This window comes from Allobosea massiliensis (assembly GCF_042655245.1).
Taxonomy (GTDB): domain Bacteria; phylum Pseudomonadota; class Alphaproteobacteria; order Rhizobiales; family Beijerinckiaceae; genus Allobosea; species Allobosea massiliensis.
In genome coordinates this window covers 1-13,839 of sequence record NZ_JBHSLU010000092.1, presented here as the reverse complement: position 1 = coordinate 13,839, position 13,839 = coordinate 1, and the positions used below count along the sequence as shown (strand labels likewise).

Below are 13,839 nucleotides of genomic sequence, written 5' to 3'. Positions count from 1 at the left end.
CCCGGCCGCTCAGCGCGCCGACAGCGCCGACCGGATCTTCTCCGCATTCGCCTTGAGCACTTCGGCATCCGCCATGGCGCCCGTATGCGGACGCAGCGCCACGCCGTCGTGACGCGGCATGACATGGACATGCAGGTGGAAAACGACCTGCCCGCCGGCCGCCTCGTTGAACTGCTGGATCGTCACGCCGTCGGCGGCGAAGGCGGCCTTCACCGCGCGCGCCATGCGCTGCGTCGTCAGCGCCACGGCCTGCAGCGCCTCGGACGGCGCGTCCAGCACATTGCGGCAGGCCGCCTTGGGCAGCACCAGCACATGCCCGTCGGCACGCGGCATGATGTCCATGATCGCGACCGTCGCCTCGTCCTCATAGACGGTGTGGGAGGGCAGCTCGCCGCGCAGGATCCGGGCGAAGACGTTGTCGGTGTCGTAAGCGGTCATGGAGCATCCGGACGGCGTTGAAACAAGGCGTCAGCCTGTGGGGGCGGGCCGTCGGCGTCAAGGCCGGAGCGCCTGGGGAGGGGGACGCTCGTCGGCGCCCAATGACAGGGTCTCGCTGATCTGCGACTCGAGCACGAGATCGTCGCTGGCGCCGAGCACCCAGAGGTCGGTCACCTCGAAGCGCAGCAGCGAGACGTCCCACCAGCGCGCCACGATCTCCGCCAGCGCCGCCGTCTCGCCCGCGTCGAGATCCTCGGTCAGGTTGTAGAGCCCGACGAGATAGAGACCGCCCGGCGGGCGCCCGAAAGCGGCCTGGACCTCATGGATCGGGTTCAGCCCGCGCCGCTTCTCCGGATAGACCCGCAGATAGAACCGCCCGCGATTGACATTGCCCGAGAAGGGCCCGCGCAGATCCACCGCGAAGGGCTCGATCCGGGCGAGGGCGCGGCGGGCGCTGTCCGAGATCACCGGCGCGTCGCCGGTGGCGAGCGTGCCGCACAGCGTCGCATGCAGCCGTCCCGCGCGTCGCGGCAGGATGTCCCAGGCGATCTTGGGGGCGAAGGGCGCCGCGCGCATCTGCGCGTCGAGCCGCTGGAACGGCTCGGAAGCCGCGAGCCGCGCGCCATCGATCGGCAGGACGAGCGAAAACACCGGCGGATGCCGGCCCATCTCATACGCGCGCCCCTCCTGCCGGGGAATGACGCGGGGATGATCGGGCGCCACCAGCGGCAGATGCGCCAGCCGGTAGGACTCGTCCAGAAGCAGCGGCTCGCTCTGGAAATCGCTCAGGCTGCGGCGGTAGCCCAGTTCGCCATCGGTACAGAAGGTCGGCCCGGCCGTTGCCGGGTGAGCCTGCCGGTCAGCCATCGTGATCCCCGGTCTTGCGGAACGGGCTCTCGGCCGCGAGCGCCGCCTGGGCTTCCGCGATCTGAGCCCGCTCGCGGGGCAGGTAATGCGCGACGGCGCGCTTCAGGCCCGGATCGGCGAGATGGTGCAGCGAGCGCGTCACCACGGGGCGGTATCCGCGCGCGAGCTTGTGCTCGCCCTGGGCACCGGCCTCGACGCGGGCGAGCCCGTTCGCGATCGCATAGTCGATGGCCTGATGGTAGCAGATCTCGAAATGCAGGAAGGGGTGGTCCTCGATGCAGCCCCAGTTGCGGCCATAGAGCGTGTCGGCGCCGCGGAAATTGATCGCGCCAGCGATGTAGCGCCCGGCGCGCTTCGCCATCACCAGAACGATCCGCTCGCCCATCGCCGCGCCGACGCAGGAGAAGAAGGCGCGGTTCAGATAGGGGCGCCCCCATTTGCGCGAGCCGGTGTCCTCGTAGAAGGCGTGGAAATCATCCCAGACCGTCTCGGTCAGGTCGCTGCCGCTGAGCACCTCGACGCTGATCCCCGCCGCCAGCGCCTCGCGGCGTTCCCGCTTCAGCGCCTTGCGTTTGCGCGAGGCGAGCGTCGCCAGGAAGTCGTCGTAAGAGCCGAAGCCCTCGTTGAACCAGTGGAACTGGAGATCGTGCCGCTCGAGATAGCCGGCCTCCCGCAGGGCCATGACATCCGGCTCCTGCGCGAAGGTGACATGGACGGAAGACGCCTCGGTCTGCTCGCACAGAGCCTCCAGCCCGGCGATCAGCCCGGCGCGGGCCTCGTCCGCCCGCGGCCCCGGCGCGACCAGCAGCCGCGGGCCGGTGGCGGGCGTGAAGGGCGCCGCGACCTGGATCTTCGGGTAATAACGCCCGCCCGCGCGCTGATAGGCGTCGGCCCAGCTGTGGTCGAAGACGTATTCGCCCTGGCTGTGGCTCTTCAGAAAGCTCGGCGCGGCGGCGAGCAGCCGGTCCTCGCCGTCCTCGACGAGGAGATAGGCCGGCGACCAGCCCGAGCGACCGCCGACGCAGCCGCTTTCCTCGAGCGCGCGCAGGAACGCGTACGAAATGAACGGGTTTTCGCGGTCGAGCCCGCTCGGCAGTCCGTCCGGAGGAGCGGGATGGGCGCAGGCATCCCAGGCTGCGGCCGGAACCGCCTTCAGCGAGGTCGCGACGCGTACCCTGAGGTCGCCGGCCCCGCTCTCGCTCAAGGCGTGAAGCCCTCGAACACCATCTGGTCGGCGAGGCGCGAGGCCTTCTCCCGATCCTCCGGCGTGCGCACCGTCCAGCTCATCAGCGGCATGCCGACGACATTGCGGCAGAGATAGGGGGCCGCGCTGTCGAGATCCACCACCTTCCAGGAGAGGAAATCCGGCCGGCTTCGCTCGAAATGCAGCAGATTGGCCATGGCGCGGCGCGTTCCGGCATCGAGATGGGCATAATCCGGATAGGAATAGTCGTTCATCGCGACGATCCCGCGCGGGACGGCTGGCGCGATCTCGCGCAGCGCGGCGACGATCTCGGGATCGAAGGATTTGAACACGATCGGTTGGCCGGCGCGGCCGGCGACGATCTCGGCCGCGCGCCGCGTCAGGCGCAGATCGCCGTCGAAGCGGCTCTTGATCTCGATGACGAGGGGCACGCGCCCGCCGATCAGGTCGAGGAAGCCGGAGAGCGTCGGGATCGGCGCTCCGCTGCCGCGCAACGGGATGGCGGCGAGCGCCTGCGCCGTCTGCGCCGAAACCGCGCCCTGGCGCTCGGTCAGCCGGTCCAGCACGAAGTCATGGAACACCATCGCCTCGCCGTCGGCGCTGAGCTGGACGTCGCATTCGATGCCGAAGCCGTGGGCGATGGCCGCCTCAGCCGCCGGGCCGCTGTTCTCGATCACGCCGGCGGCGGCGTCGTGCAGCCCGCGATGGGCGATCGGGCGGGCGATCAGCCAGCCGAGATCGGGGCGGGTTCCGCCAAGGAGAGGGCCGCGCATCAGGCGATCTCGAACATCGCCTCGACCTCGACCGCCGCATCGGCCGGCAACTGGGCGACGCCGATCGTCGAGCGGGCATGGCGCCCCTTGTCGCCCAGAACCTCCACCATCAGGTCCGACGCGCCGTTCATGATCGCGGGCAGGGCGGCGAAATGCGGCGCGGCGTTGATGAAGCCGCCGAGGCGGACGCAGCGCGTGATCCGGCTGAGATCGCCGTTCAGTGCCGCCTTGGCCTGGGCGAGCACGTTGATGGCGCAGAGCCGCGCCGCCTCGAGACCGGCCTCGTTGAAGATCTCGACGCCGAGCTTGCCCTTGTGCTTGTCGGAGAGCTTGCCGTCGAGGCCGAAGCAGAGCTGGCCGGAGATCACCAGCAGGTTGCCGGTGATGACAGCCGGTACGTAGTTCGCGATCGGCGCGGCCGGCGTGGGCAGGGTGATGCCGAGTTCGGCGAGCTTGGTATCGACGGCATTCATCGGAAAAACTCCACCGGAGCGGCTGATGTGAAGCGGGCCCGGCGCGAGGCGGCGCGACGAAAACACGAGCCGGGCGAGGGCCTCCCTTCATGGCCGATGCCCGGCCCGCCCGCAAGCGCGAGGCCATGCGCCATCCGGCCGCCCGCCGCGCGCGACGCGGCCGCCTCTCGCGCGCTGACCGCCTTGTTTGCGCCATTGCGGCAATGCACCTAGCTTCGAGAGTGTTCAGCACAGGAAGCGGCGCGACCATGACGACGAACGCAGCAGGCCTCACGGGATTTCTCGCAGTCGCGGCGCTCTGGAGCGGCGCGGCGGCAGCCCAGCCGAGCCCTACTGAGCGTGTCGTTCTGGCGCCGCATCGCGCGGTCTACGATCTGGTTCTCGACGCCGGCAAGGCGGCCAAGAACGTCGACTCGGCCCGCGGACGCATCGCCTTCGACTTCACCGGCGATGCCTGCGAGGGCTATGCGCTCTCCTTCCGCCAGGTGACGCAGCTGCAGAGCGGCGAGGGCGGCCCGCGCCTGATCGATGCGCGAACAACCAGCTTCGAGGCCGGCGACGGCGCGAGCTATCGCTTCAAGACCGAAAGCTCCGCCAGTGGCACGCCGAAGGAAATCGTCGACGGCACGGCCACCCGCACCGGGGAGGGCTATGAGGTCAAGCTCACGGCGCCCAAACCCGAGACTCATCGCGAGCCGGTGGCAGCGCTGTTTCCCAACGCGCAGATGAAGGCCGTCATCCAGGCGGCGCGCGAGGGTCGCAACACCCTGAACGTCCGGCTCTATGACGGCGCCAATGGCGGCAAGGACGTCTACGAGACGCTGTCCGTCATCGGCCGCAAGCTGGACAGCAAGCCGACGGAAGAACCGCTGCAGCGGCCGGAGTTCGAGAAGCTCGCCCGTTGGCCCGTGACCATGTCCTATTTCAAGGTCGGCTCGGGCGAGACGACGCCGAGCTATACCATCTCCTTCGAGCTGTACGAGAACGGCGTCACCGGCGCGGTCCGGCTCGACTATGGCAGCTTCGCCCTGCGCGGCACGCTCACGCGTCTGGATCTTCTGCCTCAGGCGGATTGCGCGAAATAGCGCTCTCGCCCCCGGCCCGCTGCGGCAGGCGCAGGCTCAGCCCCTTGCCGATGGCGGCGTCGCCGAAGCGGGCCCGCAGCGCATCGAGCGCGCCCTCCATGGCCTTCAGCCGCGGCGTCGCGACATCGGCGAGGTCGCCATGGTCGGCATCTTCCGGGCCGGTCAGGTCGCTCGCCCCGATCCCGATCAGCCGGTAGCGCGGGCCGGTGCATTCGCGCCGCAGCAGCTCGCGCCCGGCCGCGAAGAGCCGCGCGGCGAGCTGCGTCGGCTCGGGCAGCCGCGTCGCCCGCGTGATGGAGTGGAAATCCGCGGTCTTCAGCTTCAGCGTGATCGTCCGTCCGGCCAGCTCCTGATGCTTCAGGCGCTTCGAGGTCTTCTCACACAGGCGCCACAGCACGGGCTCCAGCTCCTCGAAGCGCGAGAGATCGACATCGAGCGTGGTCTCGCTGGAGACGCTCTTCGTCTCGCGCTCCGGCGTGACGCGGCGCGGGTCGATGCCGTTGGCGAGATTCTTCAGCCGAGGCCCGTCCTTGCCCGCCAGCCGGAACAGCTTGTCGACCGGCGCCTCGCGCAGGTCCCCGATCAGCCTGAACCCGGCTCCAGCCAGCTTTGCCGCGCTCGCCTGGCCGATGCCCGGAATCAGGCCGACCGGCTTGGAGGCGAGGAAGGAGACCGCTTCCGCCCGCCCGATCACCGAGAAGCCGCGCGGCTTGTCCATGTCGGAGGCGACCTTGGCCAGGAACTTCGCATAGGACAGGCCGACCGAGACGGTGATGCCGATCTCCTGTTCGATGCGCCGGGCGAAGCGCGCCAGGGTCACGGCCGGGCTGGCATGGTGCAGCAGCTCGGTCCCCGCGAGGTCGAGAAAGGCCTCGTCGATCGAGATGGGCTCGACCAGCGGCGTGAGCTCCTGCATCAGCCGGCGCACCTGCCGGCCGACCGCGACGTATTTCGCCATGTCGGGCTTCACCACCACCGCTTCGGGGCAGGCCTTCAACGCCTTGAACATCGGCATGGCCGAGCGGACGCCATAGGTCCGCGCGATGTAGCAGGCGGTCGAGACGACGCCGCGCTTGCCGCCACCGATGATCACCGGCTTGTCGATCAGCGAGGGATCGTCACGCTTTTCCACCGCCGCATAGAAAGCGTCGCAATCGATATGGGCGAGGCTGAGACTGTCGCGCTCGGGGTGGCGCAGCAGGCGCGGCGAGCCGCAGGCGGGGCAGCGCCGCGGCTCGGCCTCGTCGCCGTCATGGTCGCGCAGGCAGTCGCGGCACAGGACGCGCCGCGCCAGGCCCCGCGACGGCGCGGTCAAGCGAAGTCGCCGGCGGGTGGCCCGCCCAGACGCTCCCGGGCCCGCGCCACCGCTTCCGGGTTTACCCCCGCATTGGCGGCGAATTCGAGCAGCAGCGAATCGCTGCCGCCGACATGGTCCAGCACCGCCGCCAGGAAGCCGGGGTCGCCCGCGGCGGCGCGCAATGTCGCCGGGCCCAGCCCCGTCGTGGCCAGGAAGGGCTCGAGCCGCTCGGGCTCGGCGGCGAGAAATCCCAGCGCGCGCAGGGCCAGCATCTCGGCGTCGTCTTGGCTCGGGGGGCTCGCCATGGCTGTCGGAAGGCTCCTGCCGGAATTGGTCGGGGGATTTGCGTTTCGTCAACGGCTTACATGCTAGGCAGTGATCATGGAACGAGGCTGCCAGCTTGGGCAATCGGGATCGGCCCCCGGTCCGCGGCGCAAAGGAAGGGCGGCATCATGAAGACGGTTCTGATCGTCGAGGATAACGAGCTCAACATGAAGCTCTTCAACGATCTCCTCGAGGCGCATGGCTATGCGACGCTGAAGACCGCCGATGGTATCGAGGCGATCGAGCTCGCGCGCACGCATCGTCCCGACCTGATCCTGATGGACATCCAGCTGCCCGAGGTCTCGGGGCTCGAGGTCACCAAATGGATCAAGGAGGACGACGACCTCAAGGCGATTCCCGTGATCGCGGTCACGGCCTTCGCGATGAAGGGCGACGAGGAGCGCATCCGGGAGGGCGGCTGCGAGGCCTATCTCTCCAAGCCGATTTCCGTCGCGAAATTCCTGGAGACCGTCCGCGCCTATGCCGGCGCGGCCTGAACGTTCGAGGGGCTTCCCATGTCAGCGCGCGTTCTGGTCGTCGACGACATCATCACCAACGTGAAGCTGCTCGAGGCGAAGCTCTCCTCGGAATATTTCGACGTCGTCACGGCACTGAACGGCCCCGATGCCATCGCGATCTGCGAGCGCGGCGAGGCCGACATCGTGCTGCTCGACGTGATGATGCCGGGCATGAACGGCTTCGACGTCTGCCGCCGCCTCAAGAGCGAGGCGATCACGGCGCATATCCCGGTCGTGATGGTCACCGCGCTCGACCAGCCGGGCGATCGGCTCAAGGGGCTGGATGCCGGCGCCGACGACTTCCTGACCAAGCCGCTCGACGACACCGCGCTCTTCGCCCGCGTGCGCAGCCTTGTACGGCTGAAGTCGATGACGGACGAGCTGCGCAACCGGGCACTCGCCTCGCGCCGCCTTGGCATTGCCGATCCGCTCGCCGCCGCCGCCTCCGAAACCGGGCTGAACGGCCGCATCCTGATCATCGAGGACCGGCCGCGCGTGATCGAGCGGCTCGAAAGCGCGCTCTCGGCCTTCCATGTCGTGGAAACCGAGCCGGATCCGCAGCAGGCGCTGCTGCGGGCGGTCGAGGGCGAATTCGACAGCGTGCTGGTCAGCCTCGACCTGCAGGGTTTCGACGGGCTGCGCCTGTGCAGCCAGCTGCGCTCGCTGGAGCGCACCCGCAACGTCTCCGTGCTGATGATGGGCGAGGCGGAGGACCGCACCCGTATCCTGCGCGGCCTCGAGATCGGTGCGCATGACTTCCTGATCCGGCCGATCGATCGCAACGAGCTGCTGGCGCGCGTCCGCACCCAGGTGCGCCGCAAGCGCTTCACCGAGAAACTGCGCGACAGCGTGCAGACCTCGATGGAAATGGCGGTGATGGATCAGCTCACCGGGCTGCATAACCGCCGCTACATGGATACGCGCATGGCGGCGCTCTTCGACGAGTCCGCGCTGCGCGCTCGCTCGCTGGCGCTGCTCGTGCTCGACATCGACCACTTCAAGAGCGTCAACGACAGCTACGGCCACGATGCCGGCGACGAGGTGCTGCGCGAATTCGCCGACCGCGTGCGCGCCTGCACCCGCGGCATCGACCTGGTCGCCCGCATGGGCGGCGAGGAGATCGTCGTCGTGCTGCCGGATACCGCGCTGGACGCCGCCTATGCGGTGGCCGAGCGCATCCGCGAGCGCGTGGTCTCCGAGCCCTTCGGCATCCAGGGTGCGACCCGCACGATTCCCGTGACCGTGTCGATCGGCGTCTCGAGCCGGCGTGCCGGCGATGCCTCGCCCGCCGAGATCATGAAGCGCGCGGACGACGCGCTCTATCTGGCCAAGGCGAACGGCCGGAACCGCGTCATCGCGGCCAACGCCGCCTGAAACGCGGCGGATCTGGTTATCAGGTAAGGTTAAGCCCCGACAAAGATTGGTGAATCGCGGTCCGGCTGTTGATTCGGCTGCGCTCCGGCGGCAAGTGTTGTGCGACGCAGCGTCATGCGCTGCCTCGCCACGCCCCTCGGCTCTCAGGTCCGCCGCATCTCCTGGGATCCCGGAGGGCTCGGCCGGTCGGTTGCGGACATTCTGGCCTCCTCAGAACCGCCGCCGGCCGGCCACCTCTTTCCCGCTTCAGAAATACTGGGAAAGCACGGCCGGCACGACATAACCGAGCCCGGCGAAGATCGCGAGGATGGCGACGAGCGCGACCGCCGCGACGACGCGGTTGCCGAGGAAGCGCGAGGAATCGATTTCGACGAGCAGCTTGAGCAGGCGACGCCCGGCGCCATGCGGCGTGCTGCGGGGGGCGGGATCGGGATCTGCGGCGTTCACGGGTCGATCTTCCGGTAACCAAGGGACGAACCCTGCGCAGCGCGCGCCGCCAGCGCAGATGGTCGTCGCCCCCGACCGATCGCCAGCGTGACATCATTCTGCGTTCCGTGGCGTGACAATTGCGCCGCAGCCGCCCAAAAACCGCCTTCAGATGTCTGTCGGCATGCTTAGCCTCGCGCCGATGACGTCCGGCGCCCGGCGGGGAGGGGATCTCAGAGCCCGGTCGCGCGCCGCAGCGCCGCGTTGATGCGATCCTGCCAGCCGGGTCCGTCGATCTGGAAATGTTCGAGCACATCGCTGTCGATGCGCAGCGAGACCAGTTCGCGCGCACCGGGCAGGGCGGTCCGCTGTGTCACGGGCTCGGGCGCCGGTGGCTTCGGGGCGGCGAACAGGGCTTCCGCCTTGTCGCGCGCGCTGAGGGGGCGGCGTGGCCGATCGTTGCTCATGGCGCGAGATCCTTTGGCGCAGACATCTTTCAGGGGCCGCTGGGCGACGAGGGAAGGCCGCGGCCATGGAGGGCGACAGGTCGGGCGCAACAAAAAAACCGCCCGGAAGGGGCGGTTTTCGTGAAAGACCGATCTCAGTGGGGCCAAAGCCTCACTTGATCTTGGTCTCCTTGAACTCGACGTGCTTGCGCGCGATCGGGTCGTACTTCTTCTTCGACATCTTCTCGGTCATCGTGCGCGAGTTCTTCTTCGTCACGTAGAAGAAGCCGGTGTCGGCGGTCGAAAGCAGCTTGATCTTGATGGTCACGGCCTTGGCCATGGGGATATCCTCGAACCATGCGGGGCGGTGAGGCCCACGGAAAATCAGAAAGGCCGGGCGAGCCCGGCAAACCGTCGGGCGTGGGAATGCCGGAAAGGGGCGCCGAAGTCAAGGCGGATCGGTGCGGCGACCGCCCGGCGGGACGGAGGACGCGTCAAAGCTCCTCGCGCACGAAGCGGCCGTTCTTCTCCCAATAGAACGGCACCGGCAGCCAGGGCGCAAAACCGCCGGCGATCCGCGCTTCCACCTCCTGGATGATGACCTTGGTGATGGTCGGCAGGTCGAGTTCCTTGGCCTCGTCGAAGTCGACCCAGACGAGGTCGATCAGTTCCGAATCGGGCCCGACGACGTTCTCGATGCGCTTGGCGCTCGCCGTGGCGTCGACCGTGAAGAAACGGGTGTCAAAGCGCTTCGGGCGCCGCGGCGGCGTGATCGCACGCGCGACGAAGGTCACCGCCGACAGATCCGGAAAGATGCCGTGGCCGGCGAAATCGGCCCAGCTTCCGGCCGGGGCCTTCTCCGGCGCGCCGAATTCGGTGGAGCCGAAGAGCAGGCCGGTCTCCTCGAAGGTCTCTCGGATCGCGGCGAGCGCCAGAGCCCGCGCCTTGCCGGCGCTCGGGCGCAGGGTCCGCTTCAGCAGCCGGTCCTCGCAGATCTGGGGGAGCGCCCCCGTTGCAGCCATCCGCCGGTCGCCGGGATCGACCCGGCCACCCGGGAAGACGTACTTCCCCGGCATGAATTTATGGCCGGGATGGCGCTTGCCCATCAGGATCCGCGGCTTCGCCGCCGCGCGGTCGAGGATCATCATCGTCGCCGCGTCGCGCGGCCGCTGGTTGACGGCGACGCGGACGCGTTCGGCATTGGTCAGGGTGACGGCATGGTCGTTCATGGCTGCTGCACCGCAGGCGGAAGGGGTTGGCGCTCGGCCGTGTCGGGCCGGCCGCCGAAGCCGTGCATGCGCAGGGCCCATTGCAGGCCGATGACGCCGCCCTTGACCGGCTGCATCAGCAATAGCGAGAGGATGACGGTCAGCGCCGGCCAGACCGCCATATGCAGGCCCATCGACCAGTCGGCATACTTCTCCGCCAGCAGCAGCCCGCCGACGACGACATGGCCGACGATGGTGATGACGACATAGGGCGGCAGATCGTCGGCGCGCTGGTGATGCAGCGCCTCGCCGCAGGCCTCGCAACTGTCGACCGGCTTCAGGAAGCCCTTGAACAGCCGTCCCTGGCCGCAATGCGGACAGCGTCCGCGCAGGCCGTTGCCGATCGCCCGGCGCCAGTCCCGTGCCTGCGGTTGAGGGTTCGCCGTGTGGATCTGGACCGCCATCACCGCCTCTTTCCCGATTTGGGCTTGCCCGCCTTGCCCTTGGCGAAGCGCCCCGGGCCGCTGCGGCCGCCGGGCGGACCGCCGAAGGCGCCGCCCTTGCCGCGACGAGGCGCGGGGCCACGTCCGCCCAGGCCGCCTCCCGTTGCCGCCCGGCCGGCCGAGAGCAGCTCGAAGCGCAGCGCACCCGCGACGGGTGCGGCCTCGACCAGCTTGACATGGACGCGGTCGCCGAGGCGGAAGCTCTCGCCCGTGCGCTCGCCGATCAGCGCATGCGCCGCCTCGTCGTAACGGTAATAGTCCGCCCCCAGCGTCGAGGCGGGAATGAAGCCGTCGGCGCCCGTGCCGTCGAGCTTGACGAAAAGCCCGGCCTTGTTGACGCCGCCGATGCGCCCGTCGAAGGAGGCACCGATCTGATCGGCGAGGAAATGCGCGATCAGCCGGTCGGCCGTTTCGCGCTCGGCCGCCATGGCGCGCCGCTCGGCGGCGGAAATCCGCGTCGAGACCTCGCGCAGTGCTTCCAGCGTCGTGCCCTTCGGCAGGCCGTCCTCGCCGAAGCGCTGGGCGGCGATCAGCGCGCGGTGGACGACGAGATCGGCATAGCGCCGGATCGGCGAGGTGAAATGGGCGTAGCGGCGCAGGTTGAGCCCGAAATGCCCGTAATTTTCGGCGACATACTCCGCCTGTGCCTGGCTGCGCAGCACCACCTCGTTGATGAAGATCTCGTTCTCCGAGCCCTTGATCATGCCGAGAATGCGGTTGAACAGCGCCGGCCGCAACACGCCTTCCTTCGGCAGCTTGATGCCGATCAAGGCCAGCACCTCGCCGAGTGCGCGCATCTTCTCGAGCGAAGGCTCGTCATGGCAGCGATAGACCAGGAGGCTCCCGGCCTTTTCCAGCGTCTCCGCCGCCGCGACATTGGCGAGGATCATGAACTCCTCGATCAGCTTGTGGGCCGCCAGCCGCTCCGGGACGATGACGCGGTCGACCGAGCCGTCGGGCTTCAGGATCAGCTTGCGCTCGGGCAGGTCGAGATCGAGCGGCTGGCGCGCATCGCGGGCGCGGGCCGCCACGCCATAGGCCGCCCAGAGCGGCATCAGGATGGTGTCGCGGACGGCCGCGCCCTTCTCGTCGCCCTGTCCGTCGATCGCGGCCTGCGCCTGCTGGTAGGAGAGCTTGGCGGCGGAGCGCATCAAGATGCGGTGGAAGGAATGGCTCTTCTTCGAGCCATCGGCCTTCAGCACGAGCCGCACGGCCAGCGCCGGCCGGTCCTCGCCCTCACGCAGCGAGCAGAGATCGTTGGAAATCCGCTCCGGCAGCATCGGCACGACGCGGTCGGGGAAATAGACCGAGTTGCCGCGCTCCAGCGCCTCGCGATCGAGCGCCGAGCCCGGCCGGACATAGGCCGCGACATCGGCGATGGCGACGGTGACGACATGGCCACCGGGATTGTCCGGGTCGGCGTCGGGCGCGGCATGGACCGCGTCGTCATGGTCCTTGGCATCGGCGGGGTCGATCGTGATCAGCGGCAGCGCGCGCCAGTCCTCGCGTCCCGCCGGGCCGGCCGGCCGCACGGCTTCGGCTTCCGCGATCGTGGCGGGCTGGAAGACATGGGGAATGCCATGGGCGTGGATTGCGATCAGGCTGACCGCCCGCTCGGATTTCAGCGAGCCCAGACGCTCATTGACCTGCGCCTCCGGCGGCCCGAAGCGCGTTTCGCGTCGCAGCGCCACCGAGACGAGATCGCCGTCCTGCGCATCGCCGGTCTGGCCCTTCGGGATCAGCGCCTCGCGGCCCTGCGCCTTCTTGTCGATCGGGATCAGCCGGCCCGAACCGTCCGGCATGGCGCGGAAGATGCCGAGCACCTGCGCCTTGCCCTTGCCCATGACCTTGAGCACGCGGCCGGAATACCCATAGCCCTCGATGCCCTTCAGCCGAGTCAGCTTCAGCAGCACCTGGTCGCCAAAAGCCGGAGCCGGCGCGGCATGGCGCTTGGCCCGGAATTCGCGCGGCCGCTCGACCAGAATGCGCGGCGCGACACCCTGCTCGGCCTCGTTCCACTCGAGCGGCAGGGCATAGGCGTCGCCGTCGCGATCCTTGCCCTTGATCTCGCAGAGCAGCACGGGGGGCAGGGCGCCACGCGGATGCACCGGCCGGGCGACGCCGTCGCCGCCGGTCTCGCCCTCTTCCTCGAGCTCCTTGAGCAGGCGCTTGAGCCAGATCTTGCCGCCACCCGACAGCCCGAAGGCCTTGGCGATCTCGCGGCGGCCAACCTCGCGGCCGGCCTCGCGCTCCGCCTCGATGAAGTCGAGGATCGCCTCGCGGCTGGGGTCAGGAGCGGACAAGGCCGAGGCTCTCGGGATGGGGCGGGAACTGCGTCATCCGCCTGATGTGGCATGCGAGGGCGGGCGATACCAGAACCCGCAGCGGATTCCGCCCCTGCAACGGAAGAAGGGCCGCCCTCGCGGACAGCCCTTCCATTGCCGAACCGCAGCCCCGGTAACCGGGCCTGAAGGTCCAAAACTCAGGCGGAACAAGACCCCCACGGAGAGAGAGACCCTGTCTGCCCGCCTTGAACCAGCGGTTGATGACAATGAGACACTGGATCACCTCCTTTCATTTGTTACCGGCAGGGAGAGGCTAGGGCGATTCCCGACGGGTCGTAAATGTCAAAAAGCAAGCGGGCTTCCGTGGCGCCCATCCCGGTGCTGCCGGGCCTCTCGGCAATACGACAGCCGAATGCCTGTCCGATAGGCAGATGAGTTGCCTACAGATCAGGCAAATCAGCCATATCCGCATGAACATTGCGTGGCTAAGGGAGGGCGTCGCAGGAAATGCTGTCGGGCGGGGTCGTGTCCCTGCTGGTGGTGTAGCTTCGCAGAGCCACCGCGTGCCGGCTTTGGTCGGGCTGGTCAGGCGGCCACGGCTGGCAGGCTGACGATGGG

Annotated in this window: 16 protein-coding genes; 3 read left to right on the top strand and 13 right to left on the bottom strand. The window is 68.8% G+C overall.

Features of this window, described 5'->3' with window-relative positions:
* Window positions 1-9: 9 nt before the first annotated feature.
* From ACFPN9_RS24505 to ACFPN9_RS24485, 5 genes are read right to left on the bottom strand one after another with little or no spacing between them, the layout of a single operon-like run.
* Entirely contained in the window at window positions 10-438 is a 429-nt protein-coding gene (locus ACFPN9_RS24505; RefSeq protein ID WP_066716540.1) for an HIT family protein, read from the bottom strand.
* A gap of 57 nt (window positions 439-495) precedes the next feature.
* A complete protein-coding gene (locus tag ACFPN9_RS24500) occupies window positions 496-1,305 on the bottom strand; it encodes a hypothetical protein (RefSeq protein WP_066716537.1) in 810 nt (269 codons plus the stop codon).
* Entirely contained in the window at window positions 1,298-2,509 is a 1,212-nt protein-coding gene (locus ACFPN9_RS24495) for a GNAT family N-acetyltransferase (RefSeq protein WP_066716527.1), read from the bottom strand. The genes ACFPN9_RS24500 and ACFPN9_RS24495 overlap by 8 nt, the downstream gene beginning before the upstream one ends.
* The gene (locus ACFPN9_RS24490; RefSeq protein WP_066716525.1) at window positions 2,506-3,282 is read right to left on the bottom strand and encodes a glycerophosphodiester phosphodiesterase family protein; all 777 of its coding nucleotides are present in this window, start codon (window positions 3,280-3,282) and stop codon (window positions 2,506-2,508) included. Before ACFPN9_RS24490 ends, ACFPN9_RS24495 begins: the two co-directional genes overlap by 4 nt.
* Complete coding sequence (locus ACFPN9_RS24485; protein WP_066716524.1) at window positions 3,282-3,755, bottom strand: RidA family protein; 474 nt, start codon at window positions 3,753-3,755, stop codon at window positions 3,282-3,284. The genes ACFPN9_RS24490 and ACFPN9_RS24485 overlap by 1 nt, the downstream gene beginning before the upstream one ends.
* 248 nt (window positions 3,756-4,003) lie before the next feature.
* Here ACFPN9_RS24485 and ACFPN9_RS24480 point away from each other — a divergent pair, with 248 nt between their 5' ends.
* Window positions 4,004-4,840 carry a cell envelope integrity EipB family protein gene (locus ACFPN9_RS24480; RefSeq protein ID WP_066716522.1) on the top strand — a complete coding sequence of 279 codons (837 nt, stop codon included), beginning with the start codon at window positions 4,004-4,006 and terminating at the stop codon, window positions 4,838-4,840.
* Here ACFPN9_RS24480 and ACFPN9_RS24475 read toward each other — a convergent pair.
* A complete protein-coding gene (locus tag ACFPN9_RS24475) occupies window positions 4,797-6,155 on the bottom strand; it encodes a DNA polymerase IV (protein ID WP_377817803.1) in 1,359 nt (452 codons plus the stop codon). The genes ACFPN9_RS24480 and ACFPN9_RS24475 overlap by 44 nt on opposite strands.
* Window positions 6,152-6,442, bottom strand: a complete 291-nt coding sequence (locus tag ACFPN9_RS24470) for a DUF3572 domain-containing protein (RefSeq protein ID WP_066716517.1) — start codon at window positions 6,440-6,442, stop codon at window positions 6,152-6,154. The genes ACFPN9_RS24475 and ACFPN9_RS24470 overlap by 4 nt, the downstream gene beginning before the upstream one ends.
* Before the next feature lie 144 nt (window positions 6,443-6,586).
* On the opposite strand from ACFPN9_RS24470, the gene ACFPN9_RS24465 reads away from it, so the two are divergent.
* Together ACFPN9_RS24465 and ACFPN9_RS24460 are read left to right on the top strand one after the other, a co-directional pair.
* Entirely contained in the window at window positions 6,587-6,958 is a 372-nt protein-coding gene (locus ACFPN9_RS24465; RefSeq protein WP_066716603.1) for a response regulator, read from the top strand.
* 18 nt (window positions 6,959-6,976) lie between these two features.
* Complete coding sequence (locus ACFPN9_RS24460) at window positions 6,977-8,353, top strand: PleD family two-component system response regulator (RefSeq protein WP_066716514.1); 1,377 nt, start codon at window positions 6,977-6,979, stop codon at window positions 8,351-8,353.
* 246 nt (window positions 8,354-8,599) lie between these two features.
* Here the strand turns inward: ACFPN9_RS24460 and ACFPN9_RS24455 are convergent, their stop codons facing one another.
* The 6 genes from ACFPN9_RS24455 to rnr form a co-directional block, all read right to left on the bottom strand.
* A complete protein-coding gene (locus ACFPN9_RS24455) occupies window positions 8,600-8,800 on the bottom strand; it encodes a hypothetical protein (protein ID WP_066716511.1) in 201 nt (66 codons plus the stop codon).
* A gap of 212 nt (window positions 8,801-9,012) precedes the next feature.
* The gene (locus ACFPN9_RS24450; RefSeq protein ID WP_066716498.1) at window positions 9,013-9,246 is read right to left on the bottom strand and encodes a BrnA antitoxin family protein; all 234 of its coding nucleotides are present in this window, start codon (window positions 9,244-9,246) and stop codon (window positions 9,013-9,015) included.
* A gap of 151 nt (window positions 9,247-9,397) precedes the next feature.
* The gene (rpmG, locus tag ACFPN9_RS24445) at window positions 9,398-9,565 is read right to left on the bottom strand and encodes a 50S ribosomal protein L33 (protein WP_066716495.1); all 168 of its coding nucleotides are present in this window, start codon (window positions 9,563-9,565) and stop codon (window positions 9,398-9,400) included.
* 154 nt (window positions 9,566-9,719) lie between these two features.
* Window positions 9,720-10,454 (bottom strand): NUDIX hydrolase, encoded by a 735-nt coding sequence (locus tag ACFPN9_RS24440; RefSeq protein WP_066716492.1) that lies wholly within the window; start codon window positions 10,452-10,454, stop codon window positions 9,720-9,722.
* Window positions 10,451-10,897: a DUF983 domain-containing protein gene (locus ACFPN9_RS24435; RefSeq protein WP_066716491.1), complete on the bottom strand. Its 447-nt coding sequence runs from the start codon at window positions 10,895-10,897 to the stop codon at window positions 10,451-10,453. Before ACFPN9_RS24435 ends, ACFPN9_RS24440 begins: the two co-directional genes overlap by 4 nt.
* Complete coding sequence (rnr, locus tag ACFPN9_RS24430; RefSeq protein ID WP_377817802.1) at window positions 10,897-13,239, bottom strand: ribonuclease R; 2,343 nt, start codon at window positions 13,237-13,239, stop codon at window positions 10,897-10,899. Before rnr ends, ACFPN9_RS24435 begins: the two co-directional genes overlap by 1 nt.
* Window positions 13,240-13,839: the final 600 nt, after the last annotated feature.

Coding starts and splice junctions, on each gene's coding strand:
- ACFPN9_RS24505 (WP_066716540.1), bottom strand. CDS start 438: ATGACCGCTTACGACACCGACAACGTCTTCGCCCGGATCCTGCGCGGC.
- ACFPN9_RS24500 (WP_066716537.1), bottom strand. CDS start 1,305: ATGGCTGACCGGCAGGCTCACCCGGCAACGGCCGGGCCGACCTTCTGT.
- ACFPN9_RS24490 (WP_066716525.1), bottom strand. CDS start 3,282: ATGCGCGGCCCTCTCCTTGGCGGAACCCGCCCCGATCTCGGCTGGCTG.
- ACFPN9_RS24485 (WP_066716524.1), bottom strand. CDS start 3,755: ATGAATGCCGTCGATACCAAGCTCGCCGAACTCGGCATCACCCTGCCC.
- ACFPN9_RS24480 (WP_066716522.1), top strand. CDS start 4,004: ATGACGACGAACGCAGCAGGCCTCACGGGATTTCTCGCAGTCGCGGCG.
- ACFPN9_RS24470 (WP_066716517.1), bottom strand. CDS start 6,442: ATGGCGAGCCCCCCGAGCCAAGACGACGCCGAGATGCTGGCCCTGCGC.
- ACFPN9_RS24460 (WP_066716514.1), top strand. CDS start 6,977: ATGTCAGCGCGCGTTCTGGTCGTCGACGACATCATCACCAACGTGAAG.
- ACFPN9_RS24450 (WP_066716498.1), bottom strand. CDS start 9,246: ATGAGCAACGATCGGCCACGCCGCCCCCTCAGCGCGCGCGACAAGGCG.
- rpmG (WP_066716495.1), bottom strand. CDS start 9,565: ATGGCCAAGGCCGTGACCATCAAGATCAAGCTGCTTTCGACCGCCGAC.
- ACFPN9_RS24440 (WP_066716492.1), bottom strand. CDS start 10,454: ATGAACGACCATGCCGTCACCCTGACCAATGCCGAACGCGTCCGCGTC.
- ACFPN9_RS24435 (WP_066716491.1), bottom strand. CDS start 10,897: ATGGCGGTCCAGATCCACACGGCGAACCCTCAACCGCAGGCACGGGAC.